This window comes from Jonquetella sp. BV3C21, from assembly GCF_000468895.1.
Lineage (GTDB): Bacteria > Synergistota > Synergistia > Synergistales > Dethiosulfovibrionaceae > Jonquetella > Jonquetella anthropi.
This window is the reverse complement of the sequence record NZ_AWWC01000027.1, coordinates 1-21,422: the sequence shown is the minus strand read 5'-3', so window position 1 is coordinate 21,422 and position 21,422 is coordinate 1. Positions and strand designations below refer to the sequence as shown.

The window sequence follows — 21,422 nt, the reverse complement described above, 5'->3', positions numbered from 1 at the left end:
TTGCGGCGTAAAAGAACCGCCAGCCGATTACTCGACTGGCGGTACGGGACTTTTTGATTTTTCACTGTCCTATTGACGGGGAGCAGACCAAAATGAGCAGCGCCTTTCTCGTGTTCAGTTCTTAGATAAAACCGGCGTCACGAGCTGTCCGCCGGACGGAAAAACGATCTTTTCTCCGTCCCAGACGACCTGCCCGCGGCGAATCGTCGTTTTCACCGCGCCCTTGCCGCAGAGCCCGACGAACGCGGAGAGTTGGTTCAGGTACAGCAGGTCTTCAGCCCGAATCGTCCAGCTCTCTTCTGGGTCAAGCAGGAACAGGTCCGCGTCGAATCCCGGCAGAATAGCGCCCTTCTGTCCCCAAAGTCGGAAGACCTTGGCCGGGCCTTCCGAAAGCCGAGACGCCACCATGACCTCGTCGTACCCGCGCTGGCGGGCGCCGCTGTAAAACGCCTGAACAAGGCTTTGAATGCCGCTGATGCCGCCCCAAGCGCTGAAGACACCTTTTTCTTCGCTCTTCTCGTCTTCCCGACAGGGCGAATGATCGGACGCGACGCAGGACAGCGTTCCGTCAGCCACGTAACGCCACAGCCGCTCTCTGGCTTCTTTCGTCCGAAGCGGCGGCGCGCATTTAAAGAGCGTCCCTTTTTCCAGCAGGTCGTCTTCGGTGAAGACCAGATAATGGCTGCAAGTCTCGGCGGTGATCCGCACGCCCTCTTTCTGGGATTGGGAGATCATCTCCGCCACGTCGGGGTGGCTCACGTGGCAGATGTGAATCCTCACGCCGGACTCTTTTGACAGCTCGATCAGGCTCGCCACGGCGACCAGCTCAGCCACGACCGGGCGGGAATCCAAGAAGTCCCGGCGTCCCGTCTTTCCGGCCTCGATAGCCAGCTTCTCTCCCCGCTTGATGATGGAATAGTCTTCCGCGTGGAAGCCGATTAGCCCGTCGAACCTTTTGACAATTCCCATGGCCTGACGGATGACGCCCATGTTAAGCGTCTGATAGTCCGGCGAAACGGGACCGACAAAGACCTTGAACGCCGGGGCGCCTTTGGCGTGGAGACCTTCCAAGTCGGCCAGATTGTTTTCCGTTAGTCCGCCCCAAAAGGCGAAGTCAACCGCCGCTTGAGGCCCGACGATGGAATTTTTGCGGTCAAACAGCTCGACCGTCGTCAGCGCCGGTTCGTTCTGCAAGGGCATGTCGACGATCGTCGTTACCCCGCCGGCGGCCGCCGCGCGGGTAGCATGTCCGAACGTCTCCCGCCACGTGAACCCCGGATCGTTCAGGTGAGCGTGCACGTCGATCGCCCCGGGGAAAACGAAACGTCCCGCCGCTTGAATCGACTGCCGCGCGGGAGCGCCGCTTTCCCCGCAGGTGACTGCGGCAATTTTGCCGTCCTGAACGAGAACGTCGCCGGTAAAAACCCCTTCCGGCGTGACGATCTGTCCGCCAGATACTACCAAGTCATACATAGGGAACCTCCCTTTTTAAAGCAACTTGCCAGTCTTACTCTACCTGCCCGCCCAAGTAGGCCTTCTGAACGCGCTCATCGTTTCTCAGCGCCGCCGACACCCCTTCAAGAGCGAGCTTCCCTGTCACCAGCACATACGCCCGGTGCGACACCCGCAGGGCCATTCGGGAGTTTTGCTCCACCAGAATAATGCTCACGCCTTTTGTCTCGTTAATCGCCGTAATCGCCCGGGCGATCTCTTGGACGAACAGCGGCGCGACGCCTAACGACGGCTCGTCGAGAAGCAGAAGTTTCGGGTCGGCCATCAGCCCGCGCCCGATGACGAGCATCTGCTGCTCGCCGCCGCTCATCGTGCCGGCGGCCTGATTGATTCGTTCTTTCAGCCGCGGGAAGTGGTGAAATACCTGCTCGATCGACTCGTCGATCTTCGCTTTGTCGCGGCGCAGGAACGCGCCTATCATCAGGTTCTCCTTCACCGTCATCAGAGGAAAAACGTGATGGCCCTCGGGAACCATGGTGATGCCGCGCTTCACAATCTCTTCCGCCGAAAGGCCGTCGATCCGCTCGCCTTCAAAGCGAATCTCGCCCCCGTTCAGCTTGATTAAGCCGGTAATCGCCCGAAGAACCGAGCTTTTCCCGGCGCCGTTCGCGCCGATCAGCGTCACAATCTCGCCGCCGTCAACGTTCATTGAAATGCCATGAACGGCTTTGACGCAGTCGTAATCGATGTACATATCAGAACACTGCAGCAGCATCAGCCGTTCACCTCCTCGTCTTCCCGGCCGAGGTACGCTTCGATGACCTGCTCGTCCTTCTGTATTTCTTCCGGCGTCCCTTCCGCGATCTTGTGGCCGAAGTTGAGCACAATAATTCGGTCGCTGATGGACATGACGGCCGCCATATCATGCTCGACCAGCAGAACCGTCACGCCTCGGGAGCGAATCCCCTGCACCCGCTTCATGCCTTCCAGCGTCTCTTCCGAGTTCATCCCAGCGAACGGCTCGTCGAGGAGCAGGATCGTCGGCCTAGCGGCAAGACCAATGGCCATGCCCAAGGCCCGCAGGTGACCATGCGGAAGCGCCGACGCCTCCTGATCCTTCACCTCTCCAAGCCCAATATAGTCGAGAATTTCCCTAGCGCTCTCGGCGAACTTCTCCTCATCGGCCCGAGCCGTCGAAGTGCCGAAGAAAAAGCCCGGCAGGCCGGCGCGGCTTTGCAGGTGGTGCGCCACAATCACGTTTTCCAGAGCGGTCATGTGACGGAAGATCGTCGTCTCCTGAAAGGTCCGAATAATCCCCTTTCGGGCGACCAAGTGCGGCGCCAGCGATGTGATTTCCTCGCCGCGGAAGAGAATATGGCCCGACGTCGCCTTGAGGAACGACGAAAGCAGCTTGAACAGCGTGCTCTTGCCCGCGCCGTTGGGGCCGATGATGCTCAGGATTTCCCCCTCGCGCACGTCAAAAGACACGTCGCTGACCGCGGCCAGACCGCCAAAGCGTTTTGTCAGGTTTCGCACTTCCATCAGCGGCGCCGTCATGACCTAACCTCCTGATCGCTCGTCTCCTTCGCGTCCGGCCTCTCGTCCACGGGCACGACGCAGACCAACTTTTTGCGGAACCACGGAAGCCGCAGGCTCAGCAGTCCGTTCGGCAGCCACAGCATCATGCCGATCATGATCAACGAATAAATCAGCGGCTGATACTGATTCAGCCCCTGCAGCGCCTCAAAGCTCAAGAAGAGGACGAACGTTCCGGCTAGAGCGCCCCACACGCTTCCCAGGCCGCCCAAGAAACAGTACAGCAGGAAATAGGTGGAGTCCTGAACCGTGAACGTCGCCGGGTAGACGCACTGCTGAAGCGTCACGAAGAACGAGCCGCCGAGGCCGGCGAACACGGCGCATATTCCGAACGCGATCACGCGAAGCCGCGGAACGTCAACGCCGAACGACGACGCCAGCTCTTCGTTCTCCTGCAGCGACCTAAGCAGCCAGCCCAACCGGCTGTGAACCACCCGGTACAGCACGGCAAAGCAGAACAGCAGCAGCACCGCGCCTAGGTAGTAATAGGCCAAGTGCTTGTCGACCGACGCAAAATCGGGAATCAGTGTCAAGTCGCCCAGCTTCACGGCGCCAGGCATGGGGATATTCAGAATCCCCTTGGCGCCGTTGGTCAGGCTGGGGAAGCTCTGAGCCGCCAGCCGGGCCGTCTCGGTGAGACACAGCGTGATCATGGAGAAGTAAACGCCCTTGAGCCGCAGCAGCGGAAGCCCCACGATCACTGCCGCCGCCACGGTCACGGCGACCGCGCCGAGCGACGCGAGCCAGAACGACAGCCCTATCTTCTTCATCAAAATAGCCGCCGTGTAGCCGCCGATCAGGGCGAACGCGCCCTGACCGATATTGATCCGCCCGATATAGAACATCAGCCAAACGCCGGCGCTGATCACGCTGAGCACCGACGCCTGAGTCAGGACGCCCAGAAAATAGGGGTGTCCTCGAAAGACAAGGGGAATAACGACCAGATAAACCGCCAATATCAGAAGAAGAGCCGCAAATTTTCCGGTAGATCTCTGTTTGTTCATGCTCCGCTCCTAACTGGACTTGCCCATCAGCCCGTTAGGCCTCAGCGACAGGAAAATCATCAGCCCAACGAAAATGATCAGGTAGGTCTCGCCACCGGGGAACAGGTAATATCCCCACGCCTCAAGCATTCCCAGAATAAACCCGCCCAGCAGAGCCCCGGAAACTGCTCCGGCCCCACCGATCATCACCATGATGAACGCCTTAATCGAAATGCCGTTGCCGATCCCCGAGTCAACGCCTGAAATCGGCACCAGCAGCGACCCGGCGACCCCAGCCAGCAGAGCGGCCAGAGCCCAGCCGAGAACCGCATACCTGTCCACGTTAATGCCCATCAGCCGAGCCGTCGGCGCGTCCTGAGCCATAGCCCGCAGCGCCCGCCCCGGCTTGGTGTACCTCATGAACAGAATGAAAATCCCGATAAACGCGAACGCCAGGGCGATCACCAGCAGCCGCCCCTTGGGCAGGAAAGCGTTCCCGATCCGGTAAACGCCGTTCACTACCGCCGGGACGCCGCGGTGTTTTTCGCCGAAAAATATCAGCGCCAGACTTTCAAGAAACGTCGCCGTACCGGCTGAAAGCAGCATGCTGCTTTCTTCTCTCAGACTGTAGCGCAAGACCGGCTTGAACAGAAACACCTGAAACAGCACGCCGACAGCAGCCAGCGAAAGCGCCGACGCGGCGATCGCGACAGGATACGGCAGTTTCATCATGCCGTAGACGTAATAGGTGACGAAGCCACCTAGCATGTACAGCTGGCCGTGGGCGAAGTTCATCACGTTCATCAGGGCGAAAATCAGCGTCAGGCCCAGCGCGACAAGGGCGTACTGCATACCGGTATAAAGGCCGTTCCACAGAACTTGTTCCAAAGGCGCACCCCCTCCGACAATTAAACAGACCAGTCACGCAAAAAGGGGCCGTCAAAAGCTGACGGCCCCCAGCATGTCAGGTTACTCAGCCGAGCCGACAAAGAGCGTCTTAAATTCGCCGCCCTCGTACGTCACGATAACCATCGGGACAGAAAACTGGCGCTTCTGCTGGAAATACTTCTCGCCAATGTAGTGAAGTGGAGCCGCGTCGCCCTTGATGTACGGGTTCGGAATCGAGAAGGTGTTCATCGCTGCCTTAAACTTCTCCACGTCGTTAATCGCCTCGGGGCCGGCCGCCTTGATCGTGTTCAGAATATAGTCCAACGCGTAAACCTTCGTCCCTGCCTCGTCGTTCCACTCGCCGGCGATCTTCTCATACCGCTTGATGAACTCGTTCATGTAGTCGCTGCGGATTTCAGGGGTGCTCGCGCCGCCGACCGAGATGAAGCCGTTCGCCGCGTCGCCAGCCAGTTCGGAGATGACCTTGGCATCCTGGGCGTTCTCGGCGCACATGAAACCCTGATAGCCCAGCTCGCGGGCCGTCTTGATCAGAAGGGGCGTGTCAGCCGGCGCCGGACCGGACAGGACGAGCAGGTCGGGGTTTTTCGCCACAATGCTCGTCATGACCGGGAAGAAGTCGGTCGTGCCGGTCTCGTACGTGTCCTTATCGGAAAGGACTTCAAGCCCAAGCTCCTTAGCGGACTGCAGGCTCTCTTCTCTCGTCGTCAGCGACTCGGTGTCGTTGCGGGCCACAAAGGCGATCGTCTTGATGCCGTGTTCCTTCATCAAATACTTGAAGATCACCGGCCCAGCCTGATACGACGCGATCATGCCCAGAATCGAGTTGCTCGCCGGCGGAGTGTACAAGGCCTTCGGGAACGCGTAAGGAATGCTGATCGCCCCGCCCTTTTCAAGGACCGGCACAATCGCCATCGACGTGGGGGCGATGTTGGGACCGATAATGTAGTGGATTTTTTCCTCGTAAATCAGCCGCTCTGCGCCGGAAATAGCCACCTTCGGGTCGTTTCTGTCGTCGACCGACACGATCTTAATCTTGTACTTCTCGCCGCCGATCTCAAAGCCTCCCGCCTCGTTGATCATCTCAGCGGAAGCCTCGGCGCAGTACCGATTCACCAGCCCCCAAGAGGCAGCGGAGCCGCTCATCACGCCCAAAACGCCGATCTTCAGGACTTTTTCCGCCGCAACGGCCCCGCTCACTGCTCCCAGCACTGCTACCCCAGCCAACAACGCTGCCAACGACTTCTTCACAAACATCGCCTCCTCTTTCAACCTTCTCAAAGCTCACATCGTGATTTTTGGAACTTATTGGCCTTATCTTACCGGCCGGTCTCACTCTCTTCATCATCGCCTGATAACAAAAAAACTTGATATTTTTATTAGTTCTTCCATACTTTGGCTGATTTCATAAGGGTGATTCATTTTTTTGTTATATGGTTTCGCAGCTTGCGGCCGAATCATACTTTTCAACAATTCCTCACGCCCAAGCCTGTTTTTTCTTTATTTTTTCCTAAAGAAATAACATAAAATTGGCTTTATTAGTTGTTTTACAGAAATTCCTCCCGGCGGCCGCCTCGAGCGGCTGGGCAATCCACGAAGAATGCCCGCGTTTTTAACCCACAAACGGCAGCAGCCGACTCAGCCGCAGGCAATTCTCCAAACGACGGAACTCCACTGTCAGCATGAACGATTGCCATTTTGCCCCGCGCCTGCCCGGCCCTTCCATTTGCCCGCCACTGATAGACGCCCCACAAAGATACTCCAAAGATACGGCCATACCTTGGACAGCTTTTCAGGTGACGCGTCCATGCTCTCCCCATAAAAACCGCCATCGATTGCCCCCCTTCCTGTCCCGCACGTGCTCCCGCTTCTCTCTTGGGCACAACAAAAGGAAACAAAAAAGCCCTCCTTGCGGAAGTCTCCGCGAGGAGGGCGAAACGATTGCCGAGTGTTTATTAAGCAGCCTGTCTGCAAAGCCGGCGAGCGGCTAGCCGGTGTAGCAGAATCACGGCAAAGGCAAGGGACACGGCCGCGACGACAAGTCCCAGCATCTGGGAGTACAGCCCGCCGACCAAGAAGCCCAGACCGGAGCAGAAGGCAACGGTCAAGCTGTAGGGGAGCTGAGTCTTCACGTGTTCAACGTGGTCAGCCCCGGCGGCAGTTGACGCCAGAATCGTCGTATCAGAAATCGGCGAGCAGTGGTCTCCGAACACACCGCCGCTCAAGGAAGCGCCGATCATCAATTCCATAGGAACGCCGAAGTGGTGAGCCACCGGCAGCGAAATGGGAAGGATAATCGCCCAAACGCCCCAAGAGCTTCCAGTGGAGAACCCAATGAACGCGCCCACTACAAAAAGGAACGCAGGCATAAGGCCGGCGGGAATATGATAGCTTTCGACGATGTTGATGAGATACCCTTTCAGGTCCATCATGCCGGTGAGGGAACCAATGGACCACGCGAGCACCAGAATGACCGGAATGTCCGAGTTGAGGGCCACGCCGTGGCACCATTCAGGGACGATATCCCGGAACCCGAAGACCTTTGAGTGAGCCCCAATAATCCCGGCAGCGATCGAAGCCGTGAGGAACGAGGTGGAAATTGACAGGGAGATGTTCGACTTGACAAATGCCCCGCCAATACCGTTCACAGGGGCATTCCCCGTCCACATAATCATGGCAATCAGCGTGAGGAACAGCACGCCCAGCGGAACGAGGAAGTTCTTCAGCGTCAGGTTCACGCCGCTGAACAGTTTGTCCTCGTCCAAATCATACTTGCCCATCGGATTGTCGTTCGGCCCAATGAGCTGTCCCGTCTTGATTGCCCGCTGCTCTGCTGCGTACATCGGACCGATATCCAAGTCCCAAATAATCACGGCCAGCAGAACCAGCATGCCAAAGGTAGCGTAGAAGTTAAACGGAAGTGCCCGAAGATACACCGACCACGGGTTATCAGTAATGCCCAGCGCGGTGAACTGCGTCGCGATCAAGCCGATCGCATAGGTGCTGTAGCTGGTAATCGGCGACAAAGTGGCGAAAGGACAGCCCATCACGTCGCAAATATATGCCAGCTTGACCCGGGAAACCCGCAGCTTCTCGGTCACAGGCCGCATGATGGAGCCGAGGGTCAGAGTCGGTTCGGTAAAAATAAACGCAAAAGCGCTGGCATACGTCGTCAGTTGCGCCTGCTTACGAGTTTTCACCCGCTTCGCCGCAAATTCGCCAAAGGCCTTCGCGCCGCCGGTTCGTTTAATCAGGTAGACAAAGCCTCCGCAGGAGACGATCAGCATGAGCATACCGGCGTTCCACTCGTTCGCGATCAGCGGGATGAAAAACTTGGAAATCATCGTGGGGAACCCGACGATTGGGTTCCAACCGCAGATAATCGTCGTTCCTATCCACAGCCCAACGACGAGGGAAAAGACCGTCTGCTTTGTCACCAATGCCAGAACAATCGCCACTATCGGCGGAATGAGGGACAGAAAACCGTACTCCACTTCGAGCACCTCGCTTTAGCAGATTATGATGAAATAGAAAATTATTTCCGGTTCTTTATGCTTCGTTCAGCCTCAAAAACGCCCTTAATAGTAATTCAAAAGTATCCTTTACTCGTATTAGAAGCCTATTTGTGCATTTAAGCGCGAACAATAGGGTAAAAAAAGCGCCGGTTGTCCAGTACACACGGAGCAACCGGCGCTTGCAGCGCCTAAAGTCTACTTTTCCTGAGCGAGCCCACGGAGCAGCACGTCCATGGCTCCAGCCACGTCAGCCTTCACGCCCAGCTTGACGCAAGCTCTGGCCACAGCAGCGACCGCGCCGGTGATGACGTGCTTGTCGATGTTGCCCATATGGCCCATTCTGAAGCCCTTGCCGGCAAACTCGCCCAAGCAGCCGGCCACAACGGCGCCTTCCTCTGCCACGGCAGCGCGGAACTTGGCGTCGTCCACGCCGGCGGGGTACAGGTACACAGTCAGGGTCGGAGCGCGGAAGCCCTCTTCGGCGGCGACTTTAAAGCCCAGTTTTTCCACCGACTGGTCGATCAGCTTGGCAATGCGAATGTGCCGTGCATACCGCTCAGCAAGCCCTTCTTCCTTGATGATCCGGACGGATTCCTTAAGCGACCAGATCAGGTTGACGGCCGGAGTTCCCCAGTACTTGGACGGGTCTCTCATGACCGGCACCCACTCGTTGAAGTCGCAGTAGCTTTCAGGGATGAGTTCGCCCAAGGAAGCGCGGCGGTCCAAAGCAGCCTTGCTGGCCCACAGAACCGTCAGGCCGGGGCAGACGCCGAAGGCCTTCTGCGAGCAGGAAAGCACAATGTCGATGCCCATCTTCTCAAGGTTCTCTTCCGCGCCGGCCGCGGCTGCGACGCCGTCGACGATGTAAATAGTCTCAGGGTGCTTTTTAAGAACTTCGCCGATTGCAGCGATCGGAGCCATGACGCCGGTGGACGTCTCGACGTGAGTGACCGTAACGGCAGCGTATTTCTTTTCCTTCAGTTTCGCCTCGACCATTTCAGCGGTGATGCTGGTTCCCCAGTGATCCGTCGCCAGAACGTCCATGTCGAGTCCCTTGCGAAGGCACATTTTCTTGAACCGGTCGCCGAACGCGCCGTTGGAGCAGACGAGGATCTTGTCGCCCCGCTTGGTAGTGTTGGCCAAAGCCATTTCCATGCCCAGCGTGCCGCTGCCGGCAAAGACGAACGCCTGGCCCCCTTCACCGCAGCCCCACATCTCCTGCAGGTCAAGAACGAGCTGTTTGTAATCCGCCACGAAGCACGGATCGCCAAAGGCAACCGTCGGACGCGCCATTTCGTTCTGAATGCTGCGGACAACAGGAGTCGGTCCAGGAATCATCACAAGCCGTTCAGTCTTAATCATTTATTTTTCCTCCTCGCTTGATTTCGCTCTTTTACAGCTCGAGCGTGTCTAACCGAATGCGCATAACCAACTTCCGAAGCGGCGCCGGTTCCGTCATCGTGACGTAGGGCTGGTGTCCGTCCTCGGGGAAAAACAGGGCGAAGCTGTCGTTGTAGCTCCGCTGAAGCGAGCCGGTTCCGGTGTAGAGCTGAACGTCGGTCTGGGCGTTGTAGTCGCCTAACAGCGTCAGCCGCTCGACCGGGCAGTACCCGACCCACTCGTCGCCGGAAAGCGTCATCTGCAGGTCCGCGTGGCGCTGGTGATTTTCAAACGGCGCGTCGCAGAGCCTCTGGCTGTTTTTTTCCTGAATGAGCGCGTAAATCCTGTCGCCTTCCACGTCATACCGACCGGCACTCAGCCCGCTGAAGTCCGTTTGAGTGATGAACTCAAAGGCCCGACGAATCCCCCAGCCCAGTCCGTAATAACGGGAAGCATGAGCAAGCAGTGCTCGAATCAACGGTTCAACCTCCTTACTGACCGGCGCTGATCCGCGTTCCAGCGCTACCGGCCAGAGCCTCCACCGCCTTGTCAAGGCTGGTGATGACCGACAGCTGACCGCCGCGCTGGACAAACTGAACTGCCGCCTCGACTTTGGGGCCCATGGAACCGGCTTTAAAGTGCCCTTCGCTGGCGTACCGCTTCATATCGCTCACGGAGACGCTTCCAAGCCATTTTTCGTCCGGTTTCCCGTAGTTGACCGCCGCAGCCTGAACGTCGGTGAGAATGACGAGCGCGTCGGCTTGAACCTGACAGGCTAAAAGCATACCGGCCAAGTCCTTATCAATAACCGCCTCGACGCCGGACAGCTCGTTTTCGCGGCGAACAACCGGCACACCGCCGCCGCCGGACGCAACAACCGTCGCGCCGCTGCCCAGCAGACTGGTAATCGCCCCGCGCTCCACGATCTCTGCCGGTTTCGGGGACGGGACAACCCGCCGCCAGCCTCGGCCAGCGTCTTCGATCCACTTTTCTTTTCCGTCGGCAGACCGCTTTTTTGCCTCTTCCTCGCTGTAGAACGGCCCTACCGGCTTGGTCGGGTTCAAAAACGCCGGGTCGTTCGGATCCACAAGGACCTGAGTTACCACGCAGACCGGCTCCCGGCCGTCAATTTTTCGGGCCGCCAGCTCGTTACGCAGGCACTGGCACAGCATATAGCCGATGAAGCCTTGGCTTTCGGCGCCGCAGAAGTCCATTGGCAGAGCCGGAACCTGCCCCGCGCCTGCCGCGTTCTGAATCAGCAGGGCGCCAACCTGAGGCCCATTCCCGTGAGTCACCACAACCTGATACCCTGCCGCGATCATTTCGGCAATCTGACGCGCGGCGACTCGAACGTTTTCCATCTGCTCAGCGGCGGTTCCTTTTTGACCCCGCTGCAAAATGGCGTTTCCGCCCAAAGCCACGACTATACGCTGAATACTCATCAATCGACAACCTCTCACTTATCCGCGCCCGCTCCGCCCGACTGTCGGGACAAGAGACGTCCAAAGCCGGCCGGAGCCAGCACCTTATTTCCGTCATAGACGACCGTCCCGCGGACGATCGTCGTTTTCACCTTGCCGCAAAGCTCCATGCCCATGTAGGGACTGTGGCGGTTTTTGTAAAAAAGCGCCTCAGGCGTCACGGTCCAGCGGGCGTTCGGGTCAAACAGCGTCAAGTCGCCGTCGCTCCCCAGAGCCAACTGCCCCTTTTGGGGGAACAGACCGAACACCTTCGCCGGCCCTTCGCAGAGAAGCTGAACGAGCTGCGTCAATGACATGCCGCGCTTGGCCACGCCCTCGCCGTACAGCACCGAAAGGGTCGTCTGAACTCCCTCAGTTCCGCCCCACGCGTCCCAGAAACAGCCGCTCAGCGGGTTCTTCTGAGGGATCGTCGACGGCGAGTGATCCGAGCATATCATATCGACCTTGCCCGACAGAACCCGATCCCACAGCCGCTCCACATCGGCGGCGGTCCTGATGGCCGGGGTGCACTTTAACTCCCCGCCCAGCCGCTCCAAGTCGGACTCGTTGAAAACCAGATAGTGCGGACAAGTCTCAACCGTCGCGGGCTGGTGTTTTTTCGCCTCAGTCACTATATCAACCACTTCGGCAAGTGTGGCATGGCATACGTGCACCCGAGCTCCGGCGCGGCGGGCCATCACCAGCAGGCCCGCCACTGCCAATTCTTCCGTTTCAGGAGCGTGAGCTTCTAAGAACGACCGAACCGTCAGCCGGCCTTCAGCCCGGGCCCGCTTTTCCCTGACCGACGTCAGCTCCTCGTCCTCGCAGTGAACGCCGACCAGCGCGCCGATGCGGCCTGCCTCAACCAGACCGCGCCAAAGGACATCGTGGTTCGCGTACGGGAAATCGTTACCAGCAAAACATGTGAACGCCTTAAAGCACAGCGCGCCGTTCTGGGACATCGCTTCCATCTGGCTCACGTTGTCGTTCACCAGACCGCCCCACAGGCCATAATCGACCACCGACTTGGCCGCGGCTTGGGTTTTCTTTGCCTCCAGCGTCTCGACCGACGTCACAGTCGGGTTGCCGGACAGCGGCATTTCGACGACCGAGCCAACGCCGCCGGCAGCGGCGGCACAGCTCCCGGTGTAAAAGTCCTCCCGTTCGGTCAGTCCCGGATCGTTAAAGTGGACATGACCGTCCACCAAGGCCGGCAGCACCAGCAGACCGGAAACGTCGATAGTCTGGCGGGCCGGGAAAGCCGAAAGGTCGCCAACCGCCGCAATCCGTCCGTCAGCCACGCCGACATCCGCGCGGGCCGGGCCCTGCGGCAAAACGGCGGTGCCGCCACTGACCAGCAAGTCCAGCATGGAAAGACTCCTTTCAGATGGTGCTTCTTAGTTAACGCCGACCATCGACGAGACGAGCGCCATACGAATCGGAACGCTGAAGCTCATCTGCTTAAAGTACAGTTCGAACTCCGAATGATCGATAGCGTAGTCGAATTCCACTTCGTTCCGGGGCAGCGAGTGCATCAGCCCAACGATACGGCCGGTCCGCCCCCGAATTTTTTTCAGGTCTTCCAAGTGAATATAGAACTTGGCGATTTTCTCCATGAAGTCGTTGCGGGCCGCCGGGTTGTCCTTCGGGACGCAGCAGCCGGGCAGGTAGCAGAGGTGGCACGTGGCCATCACGTCGATGAAGTCCTCGCGGCTCAGGTCGTAGTGGGTCTCGATCTTCGCTCCAGCGGCCTTCAGCTTGTCCATGATCAGTGTCGGAATCGGATGCTCGCTCAGGCCGACGTAGACGATTTCCGCCCCCATGATGGCAAGGCCCATCGCAAACGAGTGGCCGCTCCGGGCACGGCTCAGGTCAGACGAGGCAATGCAGACTCTCAGCCCCTCGAAACCGCCGAACGCCCTGTAGGCGGTGTACATATCCAGAAGCCCCTGAGTGGGATGCGTCTCGTTCCCCCAGCCGCAGCTGATGACGGGGACGCGGGCGGCCGGCAGGGCGGCCTTCACCGTCTCATAGTCCGGGTGACGCAGCCCAATGATATCAGCATAGCACGACGCGGTCGTCAGGTGGTCAGACAACGACTCGCCCTTAGCGGCCGACGAGTTGACCGCCGGGTTCGACTCGGAAATCACGCGGCCGCCCTGGCGCAGCATGGCCAGCTCGGTGCTGAAACGAGTGCGGGTTGAAGGCTGAAAGAACAGAGCGCAGAGGACTTTCCCCTCCATCAAGTTCAAACCGTTCCGCCAGAACGGCTCAATCATCTCAGCGGCGCGGAACAGATGGCCATACTGCTCGCGGGTCAGGTCGGTCAGAAACTCAAGGTTGCGCCCCTTCAGTCCTGTCGCTTCAAGCTCATCCTTGATGTTCATAGGCGCGAAGTTCGCCGTCAAAGCCATAATAAAATCGTCCTTTCGTGGTAGATTCGGGACTACAGCTCCACGTCCCGGTTGCAGTCCTTGGAGTAGATGTAGCTCATCGGCTCGCGCCCGCTGGCGTAGACGCACTGCTGGCAGAAAGCGCCCATCCACAGGAAGTCCTCACGCTGAACCGGGATCCAATCATCGCCCAGCCGGTACACGCCCTCGCCGGAAGTGATGTACATGCCGTGCTCCTGCACGTGAGTCTCGATGAACGAATGGCAGCCGCCGGGCTGGAACGTCAGGATATGGAAGTTCATGTCAAAACCGAGGTCGGTCGGCAGCAGATCGACCAAGTCAACGTTCTCCATATCGTCCAAGTGCTTCACAGGCAGATCGTGAACGTTGCCGAACACCGGCCGAGCCGAGTGCCCTTCCAGAGGAATATACTTCTGCTTGTACATGATGATCCGCATCGTACCGTTAGAATCGTTGCGAATGCCCATGCCAACGCCCTCAGGGGCAAACGCGTAACCGCCCTGCTTGAGAACCTTCGTCTCGCCCGCGACCGTAACAGTCAGCTCGCCCTCGCCGTCCATGAAATAGACAAAGCGCTCGCAGCCCGCGTCGCCCCAGTCCTTAGAAGTGTGAGCGCCGGGAGCGACGGTGGACACGTACCACACAAAGCTCGGCCCGATCTTGGGAGAGGCGATGATCGACGTTTTGAACCCCTCAAAACCCGGAATCACGTTGATAACCCGGCCCTCCGGAGGAATCACAGCATAGACTCCGTTGCGAATAACCGCCCGGGACGAAAGCAAACCCTTTGGATAACCCATTGTATCTTCCTCCTTGTTTGTTCGGCGGCAGAAAGCCGCCGTCCATCTCGCCAATTATTGTGACATTTTTCTCTGCTTAGCGCTTTATGTTTAATTACCCATAAATATAAATATTTTTATAACTTAGAGCCAAAAAGCGCCAGAGCAGGACCCTATTTGTTACCTATCGCCATTCCTAAAGGAAAACGTTACTTCCACGCCGGGAACGACGGCGCGAACAACTCATCAAGCGACTGTCCCCTGAAGTCCCGCTCGGCGACGCTCGCCTTCATCCGATCGTAATACTGCTGAGCCCGCTCGTCCAAGCGAGACTCGTCAATGCCCAGAACGCGGCCATTTTCAAATACGACTCGGCCGTTGATCACGGACAGTTTTAAGTCTCTGCCGGATCCGCTGTTCACAAGCGTCCGGAGAGGATCGTCAATCGGCCCGATATGCCGTCCGGACAGGTCAAAGACCACAATATCCGCCTTAGCCCCCGCCGCCAAACGGCCCAAATCGTCCCGGCCAAGCGCGCGGGCTCCGCCGAGCGTCGCCGTCTCGAAGAAATCGGCCACCCGGTTGCCCTCCGGGGACTTGTCGACTCGCCGGGCCATCATGCTGCCTACACTTATGTTGAGTAGCAAGTCACACGGGAACGTGTCAGTTCCCATGGCCATGTTGACGCCCGCTCTCCGGTACCGGCCAAACGACTCCAGCGCCGTGCCTCCTCTGGCGTAAACAAGAGGACAATGGATCACCGTCGTTTTCCTTTCCGCCAAAAGGGCTAAGTCGTCGCCGGGCAGCGGATTGGACAGCTCGCTGAACCCCTGCACGAACAGCCCGTGAGGAATGAGCGTCCTATCGTCGAGAATCCCCAGCGAATCGAGCAGCTGAAGAGGCGTCTTGCTGTGGTGCGAAACAATCCAGTTATACTCAAATGAGCCTTGTGCCGCATGCAGCCTCATCGGGCAGCCGATCTCCCGCGCCGCCGCCTTGCTCCGCACCAAATTATCAATCGTCTGTGTCTCAATACGCTCCGGCACCATTACCGCATTGATCAAGCCGTCAGCCCAACCGCCGTAGACGTTAGCAAAACGGATCGCCCGTTCCAGTCCTTTTTTCCCGGCCTCTTCGTCGTACAGCACGGAAGTCGTCCCGTCGGATGCAACGACACGGTTCCCTGACTGATAGCTGGGGCCGAGGTATACCCGCAGACCTACGTCTCGGGCATTATAAGCGGCCGCTTCAATTTCCTCGTAGGTTTCAGCGCATGCCTTGTACAGCACCGATGTAATCGGCATGGCGGTGGTGATCCCGGCACGAACGAGAGCCGCGTAGGCGTACAGAGATTTAAAAGCCTCTTCCTCCGGGGTCATAAACTCTCTAGGCCCTTGATCCCAGTACTTCTTAGACCACATCAGAGATGCATTTTTCTGTGAAGGGACTTCCCAATGATAGAGACCGTGGTCAATATCCCCCAGAGCGTCCAAATCGATAAGGCCGGGGCTGACGAGAGAACAGCCGCAGTCAATTTCTCGGTCTACCGTTCCGGGGAACTCTTTTGCGCCGACGTACAGTATGTTCTGCCCTTCATATACGACTTGGCCGTTTTCAATTATTCGGTGCCCATGGCCGTCAAAACCGATAACGTAACGAGCTTTTATCCTTGTTTTCATCTGCCTTGAACTCCCTTCGCTTCCTTTGTCCAACTGGCCTTATTACTCTTAAGGACGACTGATTAACTGACTAAAATCGACCCTATTTTCGTCAAGCCATCCCTCTGAATGCCCCCAAAATGTCTCCGCAAGGTTCAAATGCTTTTCTAAGCCCGCTCTCTTAATCGTTTCCATAATTTCACGATGACCGTCAAGCAACATGCTCTTTTCGTCCACCGTCAATACTTTTCGATTCAGCATGACAGGCTTGCCATCGACAAAAACCGTTTCGACATCCTGACCGACTGCCCGTTGGATGAGTCTGTGAACGGGCAGCAGTTCTGGCATGAGATGAGGCTGAAAAGCGTCAACGATAATAACGTCAGCTTTTTTGCCGAGCTCAAGAGACCCTATTTCGTCATCCCAGCCAACAGCCTTTGCAGCGTCAATTGTGATCATTTCGAGCAATTTCCCCGTCGGCAATACACATTCATCATGTAAAAGCATTCGCTGTATTAACTGGGTCTTATGGGCCGCACGGAAAAGATCAAAAGAAGTGCGCGGAGAATTACCATCAGTTGTAACAGCGACATTGCAGCCCAACTCAATGAGCTCTGGAATTGGACAGCGCCCACTGCTCTGTCCCACCCCCGGAGTGCTTGTGACATTTGTTTTTGTCTTTGCGAGAATCATTGCCTCTTCAAAAGAAATACCTGTGCAATGCTGTAAATGGACGTCCGGCCCGAGAAGCGCGTCATCGCACTGTGAAGCAAGTCGAATCATGCCGCCAAAAGCTTCTGTGTGAATTCTCGTTTTGTACTTCGCCGCAACCTGACGCACTCTTTTCATCATGTAGCGGTCATGGTCCGTCAGTTTCACCGCCACATCAGCTGCCGAAGAACCTGAGCCGAAAATCGACGTCAAAAGGACAAAGGGCGCGATAAAAACGCGAATTCGATCGTTAGCGCTATGGTTCCACTGGTCAATAGCTGCCTCAGCTCCGGCCATTAATTCATCAAAGGTATATTCCTTTTCTATCCTCTTCCCGTTAACAATCCGGCTAAATTTTCGAGGGAACGGAGGATTGGAAGGCCCAACAGCCACTATGTTCCGAATTCCAACTTCGGCATATCCTTGAACGCAGTTGCCGGCAAATACAGGATCGTCGCTTCTCTGGGCTGAACTTATTACAGAGACGCCGCAGGTAACACCCATTCTAAGGCGTTCCAGCGCCGCGACTCGGCTTTCTTTCAGCCAGTATTCATCGGTTGTGAAATGGTGATATGTCGGTGTGGCAATATCCATCCATAAGCTGGGAGTATCTGAGCCAATTCCTTTAAACAACGCATGCCCTGCGTGCCCGTGAGCGTCAACTAAACCGGGCATAATGATTTTATGAGTGCAGTTTATGATGTTGTCACAGACATAATGGCCTTCAATTTCTTGTTTTGATCCAACGCCTATGATTTTTTCCCCGAGTATCGCCACAGCCCCGTCACAAATAATCCGACGCGATGTGTCCATTGTGACGACTGTGCCTCCGCTTAAGATGAAATCGACGTGTTGCTTTTCTGCTTTTTGTTTGTCATTGCATATCACTAGACAACACTCCTCTTTCAACAACAGTGCAGGGAGATGACAGCACCCCCCTGCTCCTGTTGTTTAATCCGAATCGTTTGTTATTTTGCCAGTTTTACCTTGTTAAACTCATAAATCCCGCGACGATGCAGCGGGAATTCGGCTATACGCCGACTGATACCCGTGACCTGCTCCCCACCGTACCAATAAAGTGCCGGCACTTTATCCAAGAAATAGCGCTGCACTTCCTTGTATACCTCTGCCCGCTCCGGCCCTTCAGGCGTCGAGGCTCCTTTATCAAGCAGTTCGTCAAACTTTGGATCATTAAATCGAGCATCGTTCGTCGCACCGATGCCGCGGCTGTGATACAGTCTGCCAAGAGCGAACTCCGGATCCGGGAGGTTGTTTCCCCAGCCGCTCATTGAAATTTCGAAGTCGCCTCTTGTTAAACAGTCCAGCAGCGCGCCGTATTCAAGCACTTGGATATCAGCGGTGATACCGACCTCACCTAACATCGCCTGAGCGATTGTTGCCGCATCGACGCGCTCTTTTGATTCGTTGACTTTAATCGTGACGTGAAGATCTTTGACTCCAGCTTCCTTTAAGAGAGCCTCTGCTCCTTCAACATCATAATCGTGTTCAGGCAAAGTATCGTCATAGTAAACCATACCTTGGGGCAACGGACCTTTGGGAGCATACCCAACGCCGCGATAAACGGCTTTTTGAATGCCGGCAACGTCAAGAGCTTTGCTGAAGGCCTGCCGAACTCTCACATCATTGAACGGCGGCTTCGAGCAGTTAAGGACAAAGAAATCCTCGCGAAGATCTTTGCGGCGCAGCAGCTTCAAATTGGGGTTGTCGGCAATTCTGTTGATGTCGTTGACGTTTACTTTAAAGATCATGTCGACGCTGCCGCTCTCAAGCTCGATTGTTCTGACCGAAGATTCTGGCACGGCTCTGATGATTAACGTTTTAAAATCAGCTTTATCGCCCCAATAGTCATCGTTCCGTTCAAGAACGACTCTGTCGCCCTTCCTCCAGCTGACAAACTTAAAGGGGCCTGTGCCCACCGGATGTTCTACATACTTGTCCCCAAGCGCCTCCATCGTCTTTTTGTTCACGACACTGCCCCAAACTTCAGTAAAAGCATAAAGCAACGGGGTAAAAGGCTTTTTCATATGAATGACGATGGTATAGTCATCTTTTATTTCAACGTCTTTAATGTCATTAAGCAAAACGTTTGCCCCAGTTGCTGTAACCGTCGTCCGCCCGCGATCGATCGTGTACTTTGCATCTTCAGCGGTAAAAGGCTCTCCGTTATGGAACCAAACGCCCTTCCGAAGGTGCAAAATATACGTCAAAGGATCCGGCGTTTCCCAACTTTCAGCAAGACGCGGCACTAAATTTCCTTCAAGATCCTGCCACAGCAAGTGGTCATAAATGCAAAGGAACGTTTGGGCACTTCCTGCATCTCCGGTGAGCATAGGATCGAGAGTTTTAATGTCCGTGCTGTTCGCAACGATTAGCGTGTCTGGCTCGTTGTGAGCAAACGCCGCAGGCGCAAGAAAAGCCGCTAATGCAACTGATAACATTAATTTCTTGATCAATATATTTCCCTCCTTAAATTATTTGGAACACAAAATAAAGATTTCCGTTATGAAAACCTCACGAACATTTACCTTGTCAGAGCACGTCTACATATCTTCCTACTTCGCCAGTTTCACTTTGTTGAATTCGTAAATACCTCGACGATGCAGCGGGAATTCACTGATCCGTTTGCTAATAGCTATTACCTGCTCGCCTTCTGACCAATAGATCACAGGGACCTGTCCTAGGAAATAACGCTGCACCTCTTTATATAACGCCGCACGCTCGTCGCCGTCAGGCAGCAACGTTCCCTTATCCAGCAACTCGTCCATTTTCGGATCGCTGTAGCGGGCCCAGTTCGTCGTGCCGATTCCGCGCGTGTGATAGAGCCGGGACATTGCATATTCAGGATCTGGAAGGTTATTTCCCCACCCTAGGAGCGAGACATCAAAATCTCCCCTATCGAGAATATCAAGCAGTGCTCCGTACTCTAAAACTTGAATCTCGGCGTTAATTCCCACTTCAGCCAGCTGAGCTTGGGCAATTGTCGCCGCGTCGATTCGTTCCTTCGACTCATTAACGCGAATAGTGATATTCAGTTGCCCCACGCCGGCTTCTTTCAAAAGAGCCCGCGCTCCCTCAACATCCTGCACAGGCATAGGCAGCGTATCGTCGAAGTACCTCATTCCCAACGGCAGCGGGCCACGAGCTGCGCGCCCTACGCCTCGGAAAACTGCTTTTTGAATTCCTACAATGTCCAAGGCTTTCGCAAAGGCTTGTCGCACACGTACGTCGTTAAACGGGGGCCTTGAACAGTTCAAAATATAGTAGTCGGAACGGAGTTCGGGACGACGGAGCACCTGAAGTTTCGGGTTTTCGGCGATTCGGTTAATATCGTGAACATTTACTTTGTAAATCATATCAACCGAACCACTTTCCAACTCAATCGTTCGGACCGAAGTCTCAGGAATGGCACGAATGATGAGGTTTTTAAACTCTGCTTTATCACCCCAATAATCATCGTTGCGCTCTAGGACAACCCTATCCCCTTTAGTCCAACTAACAAATTTGAACGGTCCCGTGCCGATTGGGTGCTCAAAATATTTGTCGCCCAGTTTCTCCATCGCTTTCTTGTCCATAACGCTGCCCCAGACTTCTGTAAAAGCGTACAAAAGAGGCGTGTAGGGCTGACTCATATGAATCACAATCGTATAGTCGTCCTTAATTTCAACTTCCTTAATATCCTTTAACAGGACGTTGGCCCCCGTCGCAGCAATCGTCGTCCGTCCGCGGTCGATAGTAAGCTTAGCGTCCTCTGCGGTAAACGGGTCTCCGTTATGGAACTTCACGCCACGGCGAAGATGCAGAATGTACGTCAAAGGATCTGGAGTCTCCCAGCTCTCTGCCAAACGAGGGATAAGGTTGCCTTCTAGATCCTGCCACAGCAGATGATCATAGATGCTCAGGAAGACTTGTGCGCTGACAGTGTCACCGGTGTACATCGGATTCAAGGTCTTAATATCTGCAGAATTCGCGACGATTAACGTGTCAGGCATATCATGAGCCATTCCTGTACCAACGGCTCCGCAGGCAAGACATGCCGCAACTAACAGAGAAATACCGCGTCTTTTCATCTGAACTTCGCCTCCCTCGTGATTTAAAAGATTACCTTTTAAAAATTTAGGACTCCGTAGTTCAAATTTTTCCGGCAACAACGTTTTATTTATTTTTTAGTTCCGCTTATAGCCTGACTTTGATATCTCTCCCCCCCTGACCCAGTTTTAGAAATAAATTGACGCCACACGTTCCACTAAATCCTTGTTCCCTCTTATTCAGCCGATTTCACTAAATGACAGGCGACGAAGTGGTTGGGCGCGACCTCTTTCAGCTCAGGCGTCTGGGCCGTGCAGATGTCCTTGCGGAATCGACACCGGCCGGCAAAGCGGCAACCCGCAGGCGGGTTCACCGGGCTCGGGACGTCGCCTTCCAACAGGATTCGCTCCCGCTTCACTCCAACTTTCGGAATTGGAATGGCCGACAGCAGCGCTTGGGTGTACGGGTGCAGCGGGTTCTTGAAGATTTCTTTGTCCCCGGTGAGCTCGACCATGGAACCC

General features: G+C 56.0%; 18 protein-coding genes. All 18 read right to left on the bottom strand.

Translation table 11 applies throughout. The annotated features are described in order from the left end of the window. Positions 1 to 114: 114 nt before the first annotated feature. Entirely contained in the window at positions 115 to 1,473 is a 1,359-nt protein-coding gene (gene allB / locus HMPREF1249_RS07035) for an allantoinase AllB (protein WP_008522980.1), read from the bottom strand. 34 nt (positions 1,474 to 1,507) lie between these two features. After that, positions 1,508 to 2,227: an ABC transporter ATP-binding protein gene (locus HMPREF1249_RS07030; RefSeq protein WP_021776062.1), complete on the bottom strand. Its 720-nt coding sequence runs from the start codon at positions 2,225 to 2,227 to the stop codon at positions 1,508 to 1,510. Continuing rightward, complete coding sequence (locus tag HMPREF1249_RS07025) at positions 2,227 to 3,009, bottom strand: ABC transporter ATP-binding protein (protein WP_008521368.1); 783 nt, start codon at positions 3,007 to 3,009, stop codon at positions 2,227 to 2,229. Before HMPREF1249_RS07025 ends, HMPREF1249_RS07030 begins: the two co-directional genes overlap by 1 nt. Then, positions 3,006 to 4,052 carry a branched-chain amino acid ABC transporter permease gene (locus tag HMPREF1249_RS07020; protein ID WP_008522982.1) on the bottom strand — a complete coding sequence of 349 codons (1,047 nt, stop codon included), beginning with the start codon at positions 4,050 to 4,052 and terminating at the stop codon, positions 3,006 to 3,008. The genes HMPREF1249_RS07025 and HMPREF1249_RS07020 overlap by 4 nt, the downstream gene beginning before the upstream one ends. 9 nt (positions 4,053 to 4,061) lie before the next feature. Beyond that, entirely contained in the window at positions 4,062 to 4,919 is an 858-nt protein-coding gene (locus HMPREF1249_RS07015; protein WP_008522983.1) for a branched-chain amino acid ABC transporter permease, read from the bottom strand. An 81-nt stretch (positions 4,920 to 5,000) separates the two neighbouring features. Next, positions 5,001 to 6,194 (bottom strand): ABC transporter substrate-binding protein, encoded by a 1,194-nt coding sequence (locus HMPREF1249_RS07010; RefSeq protein ID WP_039873438.1) that lies wholly within the window; start codon positions 6,192 to 6,194, stop codon positions 5,001 to 5,003. Between the two features lie 698 nt (positions 6,195 to 6,892). Then, on the bottom strand, positions 6,893 to 8,431 hold the full coding sequence (locus HMPREF1249_RS07005; protein ID WP_008522985.1) for a Na+/H+ antiporter NhaC family protein: 1,539 nt from the start codon (positions 8,429 to 8,431) through the stop codon (positions 6,893 to 6,895). Positions 8,432 to 8,647: 216 nt separating this feature from the next. Next, positions 8,648 to 9,814, bottom strand: coding sequence for a pyridoxal-phosphate-dependent aminotransferase family protein (locus HMPREF1249_RS07000; RefSeq protein ID WP_008521374.1), 1,167 nt, complete (start codon positions 9,812 to 9,814; stop codon positions 8,648 to 8,650). Positions 9,815 to 9,845: 31 nt separating this feature from the next. Next, positions 9,846 to 10,310 (bottom strand): YhcH/YjgK/YiaL family protein, encoded by a 465-nt coding sequence (locus HMPREF1249_RS06995; RefSeq protein WP_008521375.1) that lies wholly within the window; start codon positions 10,308 to 10,310, stop codon positions 9,846 to 9,848. Between the two features lie 13 nt (positions 10,311 to 10,323). After that, a complete protein-coding gene (arcC, locus tag HMPREF1249_RS06990; protein ID WP_008521376.1) occupies positions 10,324 to 11,274 on the bottom strand; it encodes a carbamate kinase in 951 nt (316 codons plus the stop codon). Between the two features lie 14 nt (positions 11,275 to 11,288). Then, positions 11,289 to 12,662, bottom strand: a complete 1,374-nt coding sequence (gene allB / locus HMPREF1249_RS06985; protein WP_008521377.1) for an allantoinase AllB — start codon at positions 12,660 to 12,662, stop codon at positions 11,289 to 11,291. 27 nt (positions 12,663 to 12,689) lie between these two features. Continuing rightward, positions 12,690 to 13,706: an aspartate/ornithine carbamoyltransferase family protein gene (locus HMPREF1249_RS06980; protein WP_008521378.1), complete on the bottom strand. Its 1,017-nt coding sequence runs from the start codon at positions 13,704 to 13,706 to the stop codon at positions 12,690 to 12,692. A gap of 32 nt (positions 13,707 to 13,738) precedes the next feature. Beyond that, the gene (gene allE, locus HMPREF1249_RS06975; protein WP_008521379.1) at positions 13,739 to 14,506 is read right to left on the bottom strand and encodes a (S)-ureidoglycine aminohydrolase; all 768 of its coding nucleotides are present in this window, start codon (positions 14,504 to 14,506) and stop codon (positions 13,739 to 13,741) included. Positions 14,507 to 14,694: 188 nt separating this feature from the next. Continuing rightward, a complete protein-coding gene (locus HMPREF1249_RS06970) occupies positions 14,695 to 16,164 on the bottom strand; it encodes a chlorohydrolase family protein (protein WP_008522988.1) in 1,470 nt (489 codons plus the stop codon). Positions 16,165 to 16,212: 48 nt separating this feature from the next. Then, entirely contained in the window at positions 16,213 to 17,742 is a 1,530-nt protein-coding gene (locus HMPREF1249_RS06965; protein WP_008522990.1) for an amidohydrolase family protein, read from the bottom strand. 80 nt (positions 17,743 to 17,822) lie between these two features. Then, on the bottom strand, positions 17,823 to 19,328 hold the full coding sequence (locus HMPREF1249_RS06960) for an ABC transporter substrate-binding protein (protein WP_008522992.1): 1,506 nt from the start codon (positions 19,326 to 19,328) through the stop codon (positions 17,823 to 17,825). 99 nt (positions 19,329 to 19,427) lie between these two features. Beyond that, positions 19,428 to 20,942 (bottom strand): ABC transporter substrate-binding protein, encoded by a 1,515-nt coding sequence (locus tag HMPREF1249_RS06955; RefSeq protein ID WP_039873432.1) that lies wholly within the window; start codon positions 20,940 to 20,942, stop codon positions 19,428 to 19,430. A gap of 194 nt (positions 20,943 to 21,136) precedes the next feature. Further along, a partial coding sequence (locus HMPREF1249_RS06950; protein WP_021776064.1) for an oligopeptide/dipeptide ABC transporter ATP-binding protein occupies positions 21,137 to 21,422 on the bottom strand: 286 nt, incomplete at its 5' end.